Source organism: Pseudomonas paraveronii, from assembly GCF_963681955.1.
GTDB classification, from domain to species: Bacteria; Pseudomonadota; Gammaproteobacteria; order Pseudomonadales; family Pseudomonadaceae; genus Aquipseudomonas; species Aquipseudomonas paraveronii.
The window spans coordinates 3,071,361-3,087,351 of record NZ_OY817130.1 but is presented as its reverse complement, the minus strand read 5'-3'; the positions used below and the strand labels follow the sequence as shown (position 1 = coordinate 3,087,351).

Genomic DNA, 15,991 nt, shown 5'->3' with positions numbered 1-15,991 from the left:
GGCGCCAGCGCCCGGCGCCATGATCAGAGGCAAGCATCACTGCCCGATGCTATCTGCTGGTTACCCAAGGGAGATTGCCCATGTCTGCTCAAGCACGTTACTTGTTGCTGGTTTCGCCGCTGATGGAACACAGCCCCGCCTTCGACCGGGCCGCCGCCCTGGCCAAGGCTGAAGGTGCCGCGCTGCACATCCTCGCCTTCGACTATCTGGAGGGCCTGGCCACCGCCGGTCTGGTCAACGAGCAAGCCCTGGAACAGATGCGTATTGGCTACGTTGAGCGCCATCACCAGTGGCTGGAAGATCAGGCCAGGCCCTTGCGCAAGCTCGGCCTGACCGTCACCACCGAAGTGGCCTGGGTGGAGAGCCCGCTGCAGGAGATCCTGATTCGTCTTAAAGAAGAGCCCATGGCGTTGGTGATCAAGGCGCTGGAGCATGAGTCACTGCTGTCGCGCTTGATGTTTACGCCGTTGGACGTCCACCTGATTCGCGAATGCCCGGTGCCACTGCATTTTGTCAGCGGGGCCCTGCACGCGTTACCGCGCAAAATCGTAGCGGCCGTCGACCCGTTCCATCACGACGAGCATTACGACAGCCTTAACGACCGCATCTTGCATGAAGCCGTCAAATTGGCGACAGCGTGTGATGCCGAGGTAGAAGTGATCTACGCCCATGACTTGTCCGACCTGGGGGCCCAGGAGTATGGGTTTGGCAGCGGCGCCGGGTTTTTCTCTTCTGTGGCCGCCAAACGGCTGTTCGACGAACAGGGCAAGGCCTTCAATGACCTGGCCGCACGCAACGGTATTCCGCCGGCACAGCGCCATATGATCCTGGGTAACCCGGCCAAAGTGCTCTCCAGCTATGCCGATGCCTACAACGTCGATGTGATCGTCATGGGCCGGGTCGGTCATCGCGGCCTGTCGCGCCTGCTCGGCAGCACCGCCGAAACGCTACTGTATAAAATGCCATGCAGTGTCTGGATGGTTAAACCGGAAGTGCTCGACTGAGCGTCATCGGATCGCACACGCGGCAGTTGGCAGCCCCTCGCTGTAGCATTCGCAGCGAGGGGCATGCAAAAAACATTCATCTGGAGGGCGGCGCGAGACTCATTGCACGCGAAAGCGATCAGCGGCTCGACTATATAAAATTTGCAGCTATCTTTCTCCGATGTTTGGATGTTTAGTAATCGGAATATATGTGTGCAAGAGGCTTTTGCAATGAAGTCAACACCCAGCCTTGTACAAGTTCAACATTTAAAAACAACCTGCGCCAGTTGCAGCGTTTTAGAGCTGTGCTTGCCCATAGGCCTGACCGATCTCGAAGTGGGTCGCCTGGACACACTGATTCCACAACGCGTCAAAGTGAAAAAAGGTGCTTCGCTGTATCGCACCGCAGATCCGTTGCGCTCGCTCTACGCCGTGCGTACCGGGTTTTTCAAGACGTGCATACTGTCCATGGACGGCCGTGAACAAGTCACCGGCTTTCAAATGGCCGGGGAGATGCTCGGCCTCGACGCCATCAGCGCCGACGCCCATGCCTGCAATGCCATTGCTCTGGAAGACAGTGAGGTGTGCCCTCTGCACTTCAATCAACTTGAGCGACTGGCCGGTCAAATACCGTCATTGCAACATAACTTGAACAAAATCATGAGCCGCGAAATAGTGCGTGATCACGGCATGCTAATGCAGATGGGCAATATGAACGCCGACGAGCGGCTTTGTGCATTTGTCTTGAATATATCGATGCGGATGAGTACGCGTGGCTATTCACCGCGATCATTTGTATTGCGCATGAGACGCGAAGAAATTGGCTCTTACCTGGGGCTGCGACTGGAGACGGTGTGCCGCAGTATTGCGCAGTTGCGCAAACTGGGCCTGGTGCATATCAGCGCACGCAATGTCGAGATTCTCGACATGGCGAAACTCAAGACGTTTATCGCCGGCTGTCACCGCCATGGTGCCGAGTAACAGGGCTTCATCTGATCCACATCAGATTTACCGGTGAGCAAAGGCGTAGAACCGACGCAATAGGGCGCTGTTCCTGCCGCCCCAACCTGGAGGTCTTACCATGCCCACCATTGCAGAGCACAACCGGCAAGCCGCTCCCGCCTATGCGGCAGTCCCGCACGAACACTGGATCGAAGCGGTTGATGACGGCCGCCATGTGCTGATCCGTCCGTTGAGAACCGACGACCGGGACCGCGAATATAACTTCATCAAGAATTTGTCCCGAGAGTCTCGGCACGCGCGCTTCCTCGGTGAAATCAACGAGCCCGGCAAGACCCTGCTCGATCAATTGATGGACGTCGACAATCAGCAACGTGTGGCATTTATTGCTCTGGTGCATGACAACGGCAAGCTGATCGAGATCGGCGTCGCGCGCTATGCCGCAGCCAAGGAGCATGAATGCGAATGCGCGGTTACCGTGGCTAACCCTTGGCAGCACCTGGGGCTAGGGCGCATTTTGATGCAGCACCTGATGACCGCCGCGCGAAAAAACGGCTTCACGTTGATGTACACGGTCGATGAAGCGACCAACGCCCCGTTACGTGAACTGAACCATGCCCTGGGCTTCCACACCGTAACCGACCCCGATGACCCTACCCAGGTGATCAGCAGCGTGGTGCTCTGAGCATCACAGCCCGGTAAAAAGGGCGGCCAGCCGCCCTTGCCTTTTATTACTGCGCCGGTCGGCGCCGAACGCCTGTCCGGCAGCGCTCAAGGTGGAAACACCGGGTAACCGTCTTTTGGCTGAGTGAAGGAATCAAGACAGCCTGCGTCGCTACACAAGGTTAACGCCACGGGCGCTGCACAAGCCCTGGCGTAATCTCGTAACCTCAGGCGACAGACCTCATGATCAGTGTTTCCAATCACATCACCGCGCCACCCCAACCACTCGACCCATCCCACCTGCCACTCGCCAGACATAAACGCGAAGCCCCTGCCCCAACTGAGCCGACAGGCGACGCTCGCACCGAAGGCGATCGTGAGTTGGCGGCCGAATATAGCTTTGCGCTGTTCCATGCCGCCAATGGCGAAAGAAACAGCAAAATCAGTGCTATCCCGCCCAATTCCACATTCGGTCAGTGGTGGGGGCGTTTACATGACGCCTTCCAATCACCCGACGTCCTTCAGTGGATCAGGGATAAAGGCATTGACCCTACGTCGATAACGCTCAAACCGGAATCAGGCCAAATCTCCTTCAGGCTCAAGCGGTCGCTTGACCCCGAACAGAAGCTAAACACCGTTGGGCAGGACGACAGGCGCTGGGCGTCGATCAGCGCCCCTATTCTCAAGGCCGCGCGAGTCATCAACGCGGGCCATGCCGACACCACCATCACGCCTCCGGCAACCGTTCTCGACCAGCCTGTTTCAAGGTGGATCGTGGGACGCTTTTATCAAGAACGGGAGGACCTCACGGCGCCCGCCATGCGCAGGCGTGCAGAAGAAATAGGTCGAGAGCAACGTTTTACACCGCTGGACCCAAACACCTCCGAAGGCTTGATGAGTGCGCGTAGCGAGGACGCACTGCAAGACCAGAAAGCGGTATCGGGCGATATCATCAACCGCTATGAGGCGGTCAGCGAGCTGCGCCACCTGGCAACGTCCGCGGACAGTGGCGCGAAGTCGGCTGGGGAAATCCAGAATGAACTGAAGAAGAGGACGATCTCTCTGTCTTCGGCAAGCACCTACCAACCCATCGGTGCCAGCCAATCGAACAGGGTCAGCCTCGTGCAATTCCTGGAAGATCATGGCTGGCATATTCCCACCGATCACGAACAGTTGGAGAACCTCGCGACCGCCCTCTCGACCCCGGCGCCCAAGATGCCAGCGCACGGCAATCTCGGCGGGGCGCTGGCTTGGCCTGAGCCGTTGGATCAGGGCGACCTGCAACAGCTGAAGGCCGATATTGGCACAGGCAAAATGGGTGATGTTGACTTAGGACCGTCAAAAAATATCCTGGATTATCTGCTGAACGGCAGGACAATTTCCCCGGCGGAACTGAGCAACCCGCGACGGCTGATCGATTCCTTGATCGCATCGCCCAGAGGCAAAGCGCTGGGTGAAGCGATTCAGGCTGCGTTCGAGGCGCGGGGCGTCAAAGGCAGCGCTTCTGACTGGCTGCTCACGGCCTTGAACACCGAAAGCGCCAGTGTCCCTGGCAACGAGGTCGATCACCAAGCCCCTGGCCAAATTGAAGGCTATCGGCTGGTCTCGGCGGAGAACTCGGGCAAAAAACCGTCAGCGGTTATCCAGGAGCTGGCTGATCACCTGGTCGCCAAAGGCAACGCCTCATCCCCGCAAAAGGCCATGATTCAGGCTCACCTGCTGCTGGCCAGCCGGGCTCCGGAATTCCTGATCAAGGACATTCCGGAAGGCGTCGTCGTGGGCACCCACAGTTGGGTCAGCTTTGCCACGGCGGCGGCCCGAATCGAAAACAAAGCGCCGGGAAACACCGCGTCGATGAGCTATGCAGACGTTATGCTCGAAGCCAGCGTTGCGCCGATCTCTGACGACGAACGCACTGTCGAATATGCCGCCCAGACCGACGCCATCAAACACTGGGCCGTTGCCAACGGTATGGATTACCCGTCGACGGATGCCTCGATGACGACTGCCCGCGAGGCCTACAGTGCGCAGATTCGCGAGTTGAAAGAAGCTGCGCAAATGCAAATCGGGCAGATGCCGACGACGAGGGGCATTGCGCTGGAACAGTTAAAAGTAGCCCTGCCTCACGTCGACCCGAAACTGTTCGAAGAAAAAACCATCACCCTGCAGCCTTCCAACCGGCACTTCCCCGGGCCTTACTCGATACTGGACATGTATATCGATGGTCGAGGCCTCAACGCCGCACCCGACTCAGCGGATAACTGGGGGGAAGCGGGCCGTAGTTTCGTGAACCTACTGACATTTGGCGGCGTCACCCTGCAGCCGGACGGTCGTCCCAGCGCATGGGTGTCCTCCTCGGACGGGTTCAACATTAACGATGTACTGGAACGGCTTAACGAACTACCGCGCCCGACGAAGATATTCAACGAGACGTTCCCGGACTACTCCAGTGCCGTCAAAAAAACGACCGCTGCGCAGCTCAAACACCTTATTTCGAAGCAGCCGCTGGAAGATCGGCAGAATCTGGAGTTTGGCAAAATAACCATCCGTAAAGAAATGGAGTTCCATCGCGCCGATCAGCCCAGGCGCGTTTCAGATGGTGTTCTGCTGGTCGAGACCGAGCGCAACGGCCAGCGCATGACCTATGAAATCGACCGACTAAAAGGGACGGTGACCAAGCTGCCGGACAAGACTTATCGGGACTATGAACCGACGCTTCACTCTATAAAAGCGGGCAAGCGTTTTGATCAGGTAAAACCCGCAGGTCACTCTGCAGCGGGGATAACGCATGAAAACAAAGATGCACAAGGCGCACCTAATAGTTTCAGTAGCGCTAGAACCCAATACATCGTTGATGCATTGATAGAGGATATCAACTTGCCTGCGGTGGAGAAGTACGCCAAGGGCAAAACCACCTTCGACGCTGAAGTACCGCTGCATGAGACCGTTGAAGAGATCGCGCTCAACCTGATCCCGTTCCGATCAGCCATCGTTAATTTTACCAACGGCAATATTGGTGGGGGCGTTGTCGATCTTGCCTTCGATATCTTTGGTTTCGCCGTCGGCTTGGGCGCCGCGGCAAAAGGCGCGAAAGTCGCGGCGGCCGGCGCGTCGACAGTTGCCAAAGCGGGTCAGGTTGCCAAGATTATAGGACGCGCGACCGTGGGCGCACTCAATCCATTGGACGGGGTTGCCGACCTGGCTCGCGGAGTGGCGGGCGGTCTGCGTAAAGGGGTCAGCACAGCGTTCAAGGGGGTCAAACATCTGCGCGGCTCTTACCGAGGTGTCGATCTACTTGAGTTGGCGAAAAAAACCGATGTCGCCGAAGGCACATTCAAAGCAGCCAATGGCACACGCGAAAGCAAAACACTGGGCAAATTCGATGAGGCGACCAATAAGTGGTACGCCTACGATCCGCTCACGAAGCAGGCATACGGCAAGCCGTTGGACAACTTCAGCGTCGACACGCCGAGGTTGAATGACCCCGATAGCCTGCACTCGATCGGCAGTAATAATGTGGCGAAAACTGCCAGTCAGCAGCACGGCGTGGCAGCAACCGGCACATTCACCGTGGGGCAAGAGACGGTCGAAGGTAACGTGGTTTTGTTTCAAGGTAACTGGCATCGTTACGATGCGATCAATAAACGTGCCTTCGGCCCGCCGCTGACAGATTTCAAACCGAGCCGGGTCGCGGCCAATGGTGACGTGAGGTCGATGGACGCCGATTTGTTGGGTTATGAGGTCAAGCACATTGCCCCCCAAGAGTTATCGACAAAAGGCTTGCAGTCCAATGTGTATGTGGGTCGCAGTAAAAAAGAATATGTAAAAATCGATGGCAAGTTTTATGAATCACACCTCAAGGATGGCCAGCGAGTTATCCGGCATCCGGCGCGCACCGGGCCTGACCTGCCGGTCAGGGATCTAGGGCTTTCCGGATGGGAACCGCTCTCCAGAACCGACCGCCTCCTGGGGGGCGCAGGGGGCAATCCTTGGAAACCCGGAGAAAATACCTACTTAATCCCGCTGGACGATATCCACCTGACGGGAAACCCAGCACGCCCCTATTCGCTGAACTACAAGGGCGTAGAACATGATATCTCCTTCGACAGCTATGCCGGCGCGTGGAAATCCAGCGACCTCAAAACAGCAAACGATGCCCAAGGCCAGGCTTACTTCTGGAGGAGTGGCAAAGGAAAATGGCAACGAGGAACGCTTAGTGAGTTTAAAAAGGCTAAAAAAATCGATGCGCGCGGGTTTAAATATGTTGATGTCTCTCCCCCGACAATTCTACGGGTTCCAAAAGATGCTCAGCCCATCCCCAAACAGATTCACTATTTTTGGGCTGGCAGTGATATCCCGTCGAACCTGATAGAAAACATCGCGAATAACTCTGCCAATGCACCTGGGTATAAATCCATTATCCATGTCGATGCAGACAGCCCGGCGATGTTTGAAAAAATCAAAAGCCAATTGCACGCCAAAGCGCCGGACCTAAGCGTCATGAATCTGCACGGGGAAGATTTTTTCAAACAATTGAAAGACACTGAAATGTACCGCTACTTTCGCCAGGGCCAAGGCAAAAATCTCGCCGCCACTTCGGATGTCGCCCGTTATCCACTGATGAATAAATACGGTGGCATTTACCTCGACACCGATGATGCGATTCCAGTCAATATTGGCACTACCGCATTGAAGGCGGGCGCCAACGACATTCTGCTTAACAGACCCGTCGCCCACACTATTACGGACTACAAGCCCTTCTACAACACCAGTAACTTTGCGACACAGCCTGACAATCCGGTGATCAACGATATGATCGCGGAGATGAACCAGCGGTTTTCCGCTAACAAAACATACTTTGAAAACAACCGCCCGACCGTCACCAGAGGGCCTGGAGGGGCAATCCAATACACCTCTGAATTTCGCACCTACGAAGGTAAAATTTTCGAGACGGTAGGCCCAACAATGTTTGATGACGTGCTCAAGTCAAAAAGACCTGACATGTACCATCTGGGCCTCGATGGATTGGCTAAAGAATCAAAGATTGTCGACGGTAAACTGGTCTCATCCGGACCAATAGTCGATATTGAAGGTGAAGCGCGCCAGTATTATGCGAGCAAGGGTATTACTCCGCCGGACCTGCTGGGTAATCAGATAAAAAAAATAAAGGAGCACTACCTGTCACTTCTTCACCAGTTCCAAATAAAGATTGGCGCTGAACACTCCTGGATCGGAACATGATCAACTAATGCTCATACCGGCAGCCGGCCAACGCTGGCGGGGTATGAGCAATCAGTCCTGATGCTCGTTGCTGCCAACGTCCTCCGCTTCATCCGGGTCCTTGAGCGGCACTTCTGCATCATCCATCAGCGACCCCGGGTCTTCATTGCCGGGGTCGTTAAGGTCTTCTTCCGCATCTTTTGACATGACCGTCCCCTCTGATCGCCTTGACATAGAGTAGCTCTTTTGAAGAACACGGCCTGCGTCAAGATGAGGCCCTGCGCGGGTCGTTAAAGTTCCGATGAATCCCTGGCCGGGCATTCAGAGACGTTCAAGTTCAAGTATGCACTGTTGTAGTGCGCACACCGTTCCCTTGTGGCGAGCAAACGCGCTCGCCACAAGGGAATAGAGACGCTTTGCCGGTTTCGGCACAGGCATTGCTTAATCCATTCATCGTTCACCTGCCATGCCCGGATACAGGAGCATTCGTTACCCCCCGACCCAGAGCCGACCCCATAAGAAAGTAAGGACCTGGCCCGATGGCACCCTGCGCCACGGGCTCATAAAAATGCGTTTTTCAAAGCGGCAGTGCCCCCCGCGCTTCCCTCGGCACTGACAAGGTACTGGAATGGCTCAATCTTTCTTTGATGAAATGAATGACGCACACGGCGTGTGCCGTGCGCACTATCAGGATTTCTCCCGCTGGCTGGCCAATACGCCGCCGGAACTGCTGGCCCAGCGTCGCCGCGAAGCCGACCTGTTGTTCCACCGCGCCGGGATCACCTTCACCTTGTATGGCGACGAGCAGGACACCGAACGCCTGATCCCCTTCGACATCATCCCCCGCAGCATCCCCGCCAGTGAATGGAGCGTCATCGAGCGCGGCTGTATCCAGCGCGTCAATGCGCTGAACATGTTCCTTGCCGATATCTACCACGACCAGCGCATCATCAAGGCCGGGATCATTCCGGCAGACCAGGTGCTGGGCAACGAGGGTTACCAGAAGGCCATGGTCGGCCTCGACCTGCACCGCGACATCTACTCGCATATTTCCGGGGTGGACCTGGTGCGCGATGGCGACGGCACCTACTACGTGCTCGAAGACAACCTGCGCACCCCCAGCGGCGTGAGCTACATGCTCGAAGACCGCAAGATGATGATGCGCCTGTTCCCCGAAGTATTCGCCAAGCAGCGCATCGCGCCGGTAGACCACTACCCCAACCTGCTGTTGAAAACCCTGAAAAGCGCCAGCCGCCTGGACAACCCCAATGTGGTGGTGCTGACGCCAGGGCGCTTTAACAGCGCATTTTTCGAGCATGCGTTCCTGGCCCGGGAAATGGGCGTGGAGTTGGTGGAAGGCGCCGACCTGTTCGTGCATGACCTCAAGGTGTTCATGCGCACCACCGACGGTCCCAAGGCCGTGGACGTGATCTACCGCCGTATCGACGACGCGTTCCTTGACCCGCAGGCGTTCAACCCGGAGTCGATGCTCGGCGTGCCCGGCCTGGTCGCGGCCTACTGCGCCGGCAACGTGGTGCTGGCCAACGCCATCGGCACCGGCGTCGCGGACGACAAGTCGATCTACCCCTACGTACCGGAAATGATCCGTTTCTACCTGGACGAAGAACCGATCCTGCAAAACGTGCCGACGTTTCAATGCCGCAAGCCGGATGAGCTGTCCCATGTGCTGGCCCACCTGCCGGAATTGGTGGTCAAGGAAACCCAGGGCTCCGGCGGCTACGGCATGCTGGTCGGCCCCGCGTCCACGGCGGCCGAGATCGAGGACTTCCGCCAACGCATCAAGGCGCGTCCACACGCCTATATCGCCCAACCGACCCTGAGCCTCTCCACCTGCCCGACATTTGTCGAAAACGGCATCGCCCCCCGGCATATCGACCTGCGCCCATTCGTGCTGTCCGGTAAGGAAACCCGCCTGGTACCCGGTGGCCTCACACGGGTGGCGTTGCGCGAAGGCTCGTTGATCGTCAACTCGTCGCAAGGCGGCGGAACCAAGGACACCTGGGTGGTCGAGGGCTGAGTATGTTGAGTAGAACCGCCGCAGATTTGTACTGGATGTCCCGTTACCTGGAGCGTGCCGAGAACCTGGCGCGCATGCTCGAAGTCAGCTATTCGCTGTCATTGATGCCCCAGGCCGGGCGCAGCGATGGCCTCGACGAACTGGCGATGTCGTTGCTCAGCAGCGGCACCCTGGACAGCTACCTGGAGCGCCACGGCCAACTGGATGCCGAACGCATGTTGCACTTCTTCGCCCTCGATGAAGAAAACCCCGCCAGCATCTACAACTGCCTGCGCGCCGCGCGGGGCAACGCCCATGCCGTGCGCGGGCGCATCACCGCCGACATGTGGGAAAACCTCAACGCCACCTGGCTGGAAATGCGCAGCATCGCCGCTGGCGGGCTGGCGCGGCATGGCATCAGCCACTTCTGCGATTGGGTCAAACAGCGTTCGCACCTGTTTCGCGGGGCGACGTCCGGCACCATCATGCGCAATGACGCCTACCGGTTCATTCGCCTGGGCACCTTCGTCGAGCGCGCCGACAACACCTTGCGGCTGCTGGATGCGCGCTACGAGATGTTCGGCGAGGAATCGGAGGAAGTCAGCGACTTGTCGGCGCGCGGTTATTACCAGTGGAGCGCCCTGCTCCGCGCCTTGTCGTCATTCGAGGCGTACACGGAGCTGTATCCGAATGCGTTGAACGCACGCTCGGTGTCGGAGTTGCTGCTGTTGCGCAGTGATGTGCCGCGCTCGTTGCATGCCTGCATCGAGGAACTGAGCCATATTCTGGCGGACTTGCCGGGCAGTTATGGCCGCACCGCGCAGCGCTTGGCCGCCGAGTTCGAAGCGCGGCTGCGCTATACCGGGATCGACGAAATCCTCGAAGAAGGCTTGCACAGCCGCCTGACGGAATTCATCGACACGGTACGCGAGTTGGCGCGGGCGATTCACAGCTCGTATCTGGAGGTGGTTTAGACATCGAGGGGCGCGCTCTTTCGCTCGCGGTATTCCCGAGGGGAGCAGTTCATCAGGCGCTTGAAGGCACTGCTGAACGCACTGTCCGACTGATACCCGAGTGACTGGCCGATACGGGAAACGCTACTGCCCGAAGTGCTCAAGGCCTGTACTGCCAGGTGCATGCGCCAGCGAGTCAGATACTCCTGGGGCGCCATCCCGACCCGCCGCTTGAAGTGCAGGGCAAAGGTCGATCGGGACTGACTCGCGACACCGGCCATGTCGCTCAAGGTCCAGCGGCGTGCCGGTGCGGCGTGTATTTGCTGCAGTACCGGCGCCAACCGCGGATCGTTCAACGCCGCCAACCAACCCGTGGTACTGGCGCCCATGGATGACTGATAGAGGCGCAGGATCTGCACCAACATCATTTGCGCCAGATGTTCGGTCATCAACGCCGCGCCTTGCATCGGGCTGGCATACTCCCGAGCCAAGCGTTCCAGGCACCAGCGCAAAACGCTGGCCTGCTCGGACCTGGCACTGATGCGCACCACCGGCGGTAACCCCTCCAGCAATAGCCGGGCGTCGTCACCGTAGCTAAAACGTCCGCCGATCAGGAACAAATCCACAGTTTCACCCAGACGGGCAATACCACCCACCGCGTCACGATACACCTCGCGCGCATCAACGCCCTCCCGCGCCAGGTTGCTGGACAACCTCCAGGGACGGTTTTGGGTCAACAAAAAGCAATCGCCCTCGCTCAAGGGGATCGGCACCGGCATGCCCTCCACTTCCAGCCAACACTTTCCCTCCACCACAGCGTTGAACTTGATGCCCTCCGGCGGCGGAAAATCCAGGGCCCAATCGCCGCCAGCCTTGAGGCCGGCGAAATAGGCGCGATGGCTCTTTAACAGTGCCACCACGTCGGACAGGCTATCCATAAAAAACTCCGGACGATCGCGATAGAAAAGCGGACTTTAGGCCGTTTCGCGTCCGACCTCTAGGGGAGAACATAGCCGCCCCCCCATGGAGAGCGCCCTATGATCAATACACAAAGCCCTATCGAGAGTGGATTCGACAGCACGACAACCGCTTTGCAAGCGTTGGCGGGTAAAGATTTGCACGGTATGACTGCCATCGTCACCGGAGGTTATTCAGGCATTGGCCTGGAAGCCGTTTTAGTCGCTATCGCCCACCACCGTGGCAACAGCTGCCGCACCCGCGCTTCGCCGAAGCGATCATCGATCAACATCACCACGCCGGTGTCCTGCTGGCTGCGGATCACCCGCCCCGCCGCCTGCACGACTTTCTGAATGCCTGGGTACAAGTAGGTGTAGTCGTAGCCGGAGCCGAAGATCGCGCCCATGCGCTGCTTCATGTGTTCGTTGACCGGGTTCAGTTGCGGCAGCCCCAGGGTGGCGATGAACGCGCCGATCAAGCGCGCGCCGGGCAGGTCGATGCCTTCGCCAAACGCGCCGCCCAGTACCGCAAAGCCAACGCCCTGGCTGTGTTCGGTGAACTGCTCGAGAAAGGCCTGGCGCTCGGTTTCGACCATACCGCGTGACTGCTGCCACAGTGCGATGTGCGGGTGTCGCTCGGCGAGTAACTGTGCCACTTGTTGCAGATAATCGAAACTGCTGAAGAACGCCAGGTAATTACCCGGTTGGCGGGCGAACTGCTCGGCGATCAATTCAACGATGGGTTCCAGTGAGGCCTGGCGATGCACGAACCGGGTGGAGACCTCATCGACAATCCGCACCCGCAATTGCGCGGCATTGAACGGTGATTCCACATCGACCCAGGCGGTGTCCGCCGGCGGGCCCAGCAGGTCGGCGTAGTAGTGACGCGGGCTCAGCGTAGCGGAAAACAACACGCTGCTGCGTGCCGCCGTCAGTCGCGGGCGGATGAATTCGGCGGGCACCACATTGCGCAGGCACAACGTGGAACCGCTGCGCTTGCCGCGCAGTTGGCGCAGGCTGATATCAAAGATGAAATGTTCGTTGAACAGCTCGGCGACCTTGGCAAATTGCAGTGCTTCAAAATAGAAGGCTTGCAGATCGCCGCTGAGTGCCTCGGGATGGTCGTTGAAGTAGTCACCCATGGCGCTGGCGCAAAGGCTCAGGGCCTGGAGCAGTTTGTCGGGTTTGGCCGCGTAGGCCTGATACGGCGCGAGCTGGTCCTTGTGCAAGGCGTTCCACTCACGATTCAAGCGCTGCAAGGGTTTCTTCAACGGTTCTGGCGCCATATCGCGCACGGTCTTGAGGGCGTACTGATCAAGGCTTGCGCTGTACATCGAACGGGCGCGCTCCACCAGGTTGTGGGCTTCGTCCACCAGCACCGCGACGCGCCACTGGTTGAGTTGGGCCAGCCCGAACAACAGCGCGCCAAAGTCGAAATAGTAGTTGTAGTCGGCGACCACCAGGTCGGTCCAACGGGCCATTTCCTGGCTCAGGTAATACGGACAGACGCCGTGCTCCAGAGCGACCTCGCGCAGGTTGCGCTGGTCGAGCAGGCGCACCTTGGCGGCCGCGTTACGCGCGGCGGGCAAACGGTCATAGAAACCTTTGGCCAACGGGCAGGATTCGCCGTGGCAGGCCTTGTCCAGGTGTTCGCAGGCCTTGTCCCGCGCCACCAGTTCCAACACGCGCAGCGGCAACTCGGGACTGCTGGCGTACAGCACTTGCGCGGCGTCGAGGGCCAGTTTGCGGCCTGGGGTCTTGGCGGTGAGGAAAAACACCTTGTCCAATTGCTGGGGGGCCAAGGCCTTGAGCATGGGGAAGATCGTGCCGACGGTTTTGCCGATGCCGGTGGGCGCCTGGGCCATCAGGCAACGTCCGGTGCTGACGGCCTTGTACACCGACTCTGCAAGGGGGCGCTGGCCGGGGCGAAAGTCGCTGTGAGGGAACGTCAGGGTCTGCGCAGCGCGGTTGCGAGCGTCGCGGTGCTGCATCTCCTGGCGCGCCCAACCGAGAAACAATGCGCATTGCCGGTTGAAGAACTGTTGCAGATCGGCGGCCGCAAAGCGCTGGTTCAGCAAGGTTTCGCCCTCGCCAACGATATCGAAATACACCAGCGCCAAATCGATGTGCGCAAGCCCGAGCTTCTGGCACATCAGCCAGCCGTAGACCTTGACCTGGGCCCAGTGCAATTGCCGATGGTTGGCGGGCTGGGCATCGAGGTCGCCGCGATAGGTCTTCACCTCTTCGAGGCGGTTGCTGTCCGGGTCGTAACCGTCCGCCCTGCCCCGCACCTTGAGCGCTTCGTATTCGCCTTCCAGGGCCACTTCGTTCTGGTAATGCGCACTGCGCCGGGAGGCGACCGTGCGATGACCGGCGATGCCTTCCTGGGCGCTGGGCGACGGTGTAAAGCGCAGGTCAAGGTCGCCGACCTTGGCCGTGAACTCACACAGGGCGCGCACCGCCACGGTGTAACTCAAGCGGGCTGCGCCCAGCGCACATAGCAGACGGTGACCGGCATCTGGTACTCGCCACAGAACTCCAGCCAGCGCAGTTGGTTGTCTTGCAGGCGATCGCCAGGGCCTTTGACTTCGATCATGCGGTAGGTTTTCCGGGCGGGCCAGAACTGGATCAGGTCCGGCATACCGGCGCGGTTGGCGCGGATGTCCAGCAGCAGCCGCTCGAACCAGTAGTGCAAGTGTTCGGCGGGCAAGCACGCCAAGGCCTGCTCCAGCAGCTCTTCACTGAGCAGGTTCCAGAAGACAAAGGGTGACTGGATGCCCCACTTGTCCACGTAGCGTTGGCGGATGGTGTTTTTGTAGCGGTCATCGCGCAGTTGCTCGAAACAGGCGGCAAACAGTGACGCACGACGCTGATGAAAGTCTTCGCTGTGCAGATCCGCCGGCCCGCGCTGGAACGGGTGAAAAAACGCCCCCGGCAGCGGCGCGAAGATCGCCTCCCAGCACAACAGGCCGAACAGCGAATTGATCAGACCGTTTTCGACGTAGTACACCGGCGCGTCGGGCTCGCTCAGATGGGCCTGCACGCAATACTCCACCGACACCAAGGGTTCCGGCAGCGGCAGCGCCAGGTCCAGGCGCGTGACTTCGCGCGGCTTGACCTTGGGCAAGGCCGGCGCGCCCAACTTGCGCCGCAGGCGCGGCAACACACGCAGCAGGTGTTGCTGCTCGGCGGGACTTTCCGGTGCCTCTTGGGCGGCGCACGCCAGGGCCATGGCCTGGGCGTAGTCTTCCTGGCGCTCCAGCACGCGAATCAAGCGTGAGCGTGCGCCGGGGAAAACACAGGCGCGGTAGATCTGCTCGGCCAGCGCCAACTCGGCACTGCGCTCGCAATACTGGCCGACCTGGAACAACAGCTTGGCCCGGCGTTTTTCCAGCCAAGGGTTGTCGGTCTGCAACATGGCGATCTGCGCCAGCACGCTGTCCAGCGCCTGTGCGGACTCAAAGGCTTGCTGGCACTGGTGCAGGAACAGAAACCCCAGCACATCATCGCGGCTGCGCAAACCGCGGGACTCGGCACAAAACTCGACCTTTTCGTAGGTGTAGATACCCAGGTCCGCCAGCACGAACTCCGACCAGTCCTGATGCAGGTTGCCGAAGAACATCAATCGCAGGCGATCGCACAAGTCCATCACGGTGAGGCTGTAGAGCACGTCATCCAGCTCGGGGCACCAGTGCGCAAAGCGGCGCTGCTCAGTGAACTGCGGCGCCAACTGCTCAAGCCAGTCGGCCTTCTTACCCTTGGGCTGGTCGATCCATGGCTGGAACGCACCCAGCACCTCGCCCTTTTGCAGCACCCCAAACAGTTCGTCAAAACCCAGCAGGCACTGATCATCGACCCAACCCAATGCCTTCAGCGGGCGCGCCGCAGCATGCGGGCAGCCGATTTCCAGATAATTGAGCTTACCCGCGCGAAAATGCACGCCCTTGCGCATCACCATGCGCACCAGCAATGCCTGGGACGGCTGCGGCAACCTGTCAAATTGCTGAATGAAATGCGCTTCGTCAGCATCGAGCAAATCGGCATAGCGTTGCCTCAGCCAATCGAGCACCTGGCGGAAGTTATGCAGGTAATACAGGGGGTCTTCGAGGGGGTCGGCCATGGTACGCAGCGATCAAATACTGGTTATGCATACAGAGTGCCGTCGTAGACGCGTTGTTGCAATCGGTAATAGATAAATGGCGCACGCAACTTTTTGCATAAAAGTGATCAGATGGGGGA

Annotated in this window: 10 protein-coding genes; 6 read left to right on the top strand and 4 right to left on the bottom strand. The window is 58.9% G+C overall.

Features of this window, described 5'->3' with window-relative positions:
• Window positions 1–80: 80 nt before the first annotated feature.
• From U5A08_RS14050 to U5A08_RS14035, 4 genes are all read left to right on the top strand, one after another.
• Complete coding sequence (locus U5A08_RS14050) at window positions 81–1,004, top strand: universal stress protein (RefSeq protein ID WP_253395727.1); 924 nt, start codon at window positions 81–83, stop codon at window positions 1,002–1,004.
• 210 nt (window positions 1,005–1,214) lie between these two features.
• The gene (locus tag U5A08_RS14045) at window positions 1,215–1,964 is read left to right on the top strand and encodes a helix-turn-helix domain-containing protein (protein WP_321852036.1); all 750 of its coding nucleotides are present in this window, start codon (window positions 1,215–1,217) and stop codon (window positions 1,962–1,964) included.
• A 100-nt stretch (window positions 1,965–2,064) separates the two neighbouring features.
• Window positions 2,065–2,628 (top strand): GNAT family N-acetyltransferase, encoded by a 564-nt coding sequence (locus tag U5A08_RS14040; protein WP_321852034.1) that lies wholly within the window; start codon window positions 2,065–2,067, stop codon window positions 2,626–2,628.
• 221 nt (window positions 2,629–2,849) lie between these two features.
• Entirely contained in the window at window positions 2,850–7,847 is a 4,998-nt protein-coding gene (locus U5A08_RS14035; RefSeq protein WP_321852032.1) for a glycosyltransferase family 32 protein, read from the top strand.
• A gap of 51 nt (window positions 7,848–7,898) precedes the next feature.
• On the opposite strand, the gene U5A08_RS14030 is transcribed toward U5A08_RS14035, so the two are convergent.
• Window positions 7,899–8,033, bottom strand: a complete 135-nt coding sequence (locus U5A08_RS14030) for a hypothetical protein (RefSeq protein ID WP_301294996.1) — start codon at window positions 8,031–8,033, stop codon at window positions 7,899–7,901.
• A 421-nt stretch (window positions 8,034–8,454) separates the two neighbouring features.
• Here U5A08_RS14030 and U5A08_RS14025 point away from each other — a divergent pair, with 421 nt between their 5' ends.
• Window positions 8,455–9,864 (top strand): circularly permuted type 2 ATP-grasp protein, encoded by a 1,410-nt coding sequence (locus U5A08_RS14025; RefSeq protein WP_247399929.1) that lies wholly within the window; start codon window positions 8,455–8,457, stop codon window positions 9,862–9,864.
• A gap of 2 nt (window positions 9,865–9,866) precedes the next feature.
• Window positions 9,867–10,817, top strand: coding sequence for an alpha-E domain-containing protein (locus U5A08_RS14020; RefSeq protein ID WP_247399927.1), 951 nt, complete (start codon window positions 9,867–9,869; stop codon window positions 10,815–10,817).
• On the opposite strand, the gene U5A08_RS14015 is transcribed toward U5A08_RS14020, so the two are convergent.
• From U5A08_RS14015 to U5A08_RS14005, 3 genes are all read right to left on the bottom strand, one after another.
• Window positions 10,814–11,734, bottom strand: coding sequence for an AraC family transcriptional regulator (locus tag U5A08_RS14015; RefSeq protein WP_321852029.1), 921 nt, complete (start codon window positions 11,732–11,734; stop codon window positions 10,814–10,816). The two genes, U5A08_RS14020 and U5A08_RS14015, sit on opposite strands and share 4 nt — an antisense overlap.
• A 209-nt stretch (window positions 11,735–11,943) precedes the next feature.
• Window positions 11,944–14,229: an ATP-dependent DNA helicase gene (locus U5A08_RS14010; RefSeq protein ID WP_321852027.1), complete on the bottom strand. Its 2,286-nt coding sequence runs from the start codon at window positions 14,227–14,229 to the stop codon at window positions 11,944–11,946.
• Window positions 14,226–15,872: a VRR-NUC domain-containing protein gene (locus U5A08_RS14005; RefSeq protein ID WP_321852025.1), complete on the bottom strand. Its 1,647-nt coding sequence runs from the start codon at window positions 15,870–15,872 to the stop codon at window positions 14,226–14,228. The genes U5A08_RS14010 and U5A08_RS14005 overlap by 4 nt, the downstream gene beginning before the upstream one ends.
• Between the last annotated feature and the right edge of the window lie 119 nt (window positions 15,873–15,991).

What these genes read in the sequence shown, in the direction of transcription:
- U5A08_RS14005 (WP_321852025.1), bottom strand. Translation starts at nt 15,872, where the DNA reads ATGGCCGACCCCCTCGAAGACCCCCTGTATTACCTGCATAACTTCCGC.
- U5A08_RS14035 (WP_321852032.1), top strand. Translation starts at nt 2,850, where the DNA reads ATGATCAGTGTTTCCAATCACATCACCGCGCCACCCCAACCACTCGAC.
- U5A08_RS14020 (WP_247399927.1), top strand. Translation starts at nt 9,867, where the DNA reads ATGTTGAGTAGAACCGCCGCAGATTTGTACTGGATGTCCCGTTACCTG.
- U5A08_RS14050 (WP_253395727.1), top strand. Translation starts at nt 81, where the DNA reads ATGTCTGCTCAAGCACGTTACTTGTTGCTGGTTTCGCCGCTGATGGAA.
- U5A08_RS14045 (WP_321852036.1), top strand. Translation starts at nt 1,215, where the DNA reads ATGAAGTCAACACCCAGCCTTGTACAAGTTCAACATTTAAAAACAACC.
- U5A08_RS14015 (WP_321852029.1), bottom strand. Translation starts at nt 11,734, where the DNA reads ATGGATAGCCTGTCCGACGTGGTGGCACTGTTAAAGAGCCATCGCGCC.
- U5A08_RS14030 (WP_301294996.1), bottom strand. Translation starts at nt 8,033, where the DNA reads ATGTCAAAAGATGCGGAAGAAGACCTTAACGACCCCGGCAATGAAGAC.
- U5A08_RS14040 (WP_321852034.1), top strand. Translation starts at nt 2,065, where the DNA reads ATGCCCACCATTGCAGAGCACAACCGGCAAGCCGCTCCCGCCTATGCG.
- U5A08_RS14025 (WP_247399929.1), top strand. Translation starts at nt 8,455, where the DNA reads ATGGCTCAATCTTTCTTTGATGAAATGAATGACGCACACGGCGTGTGC.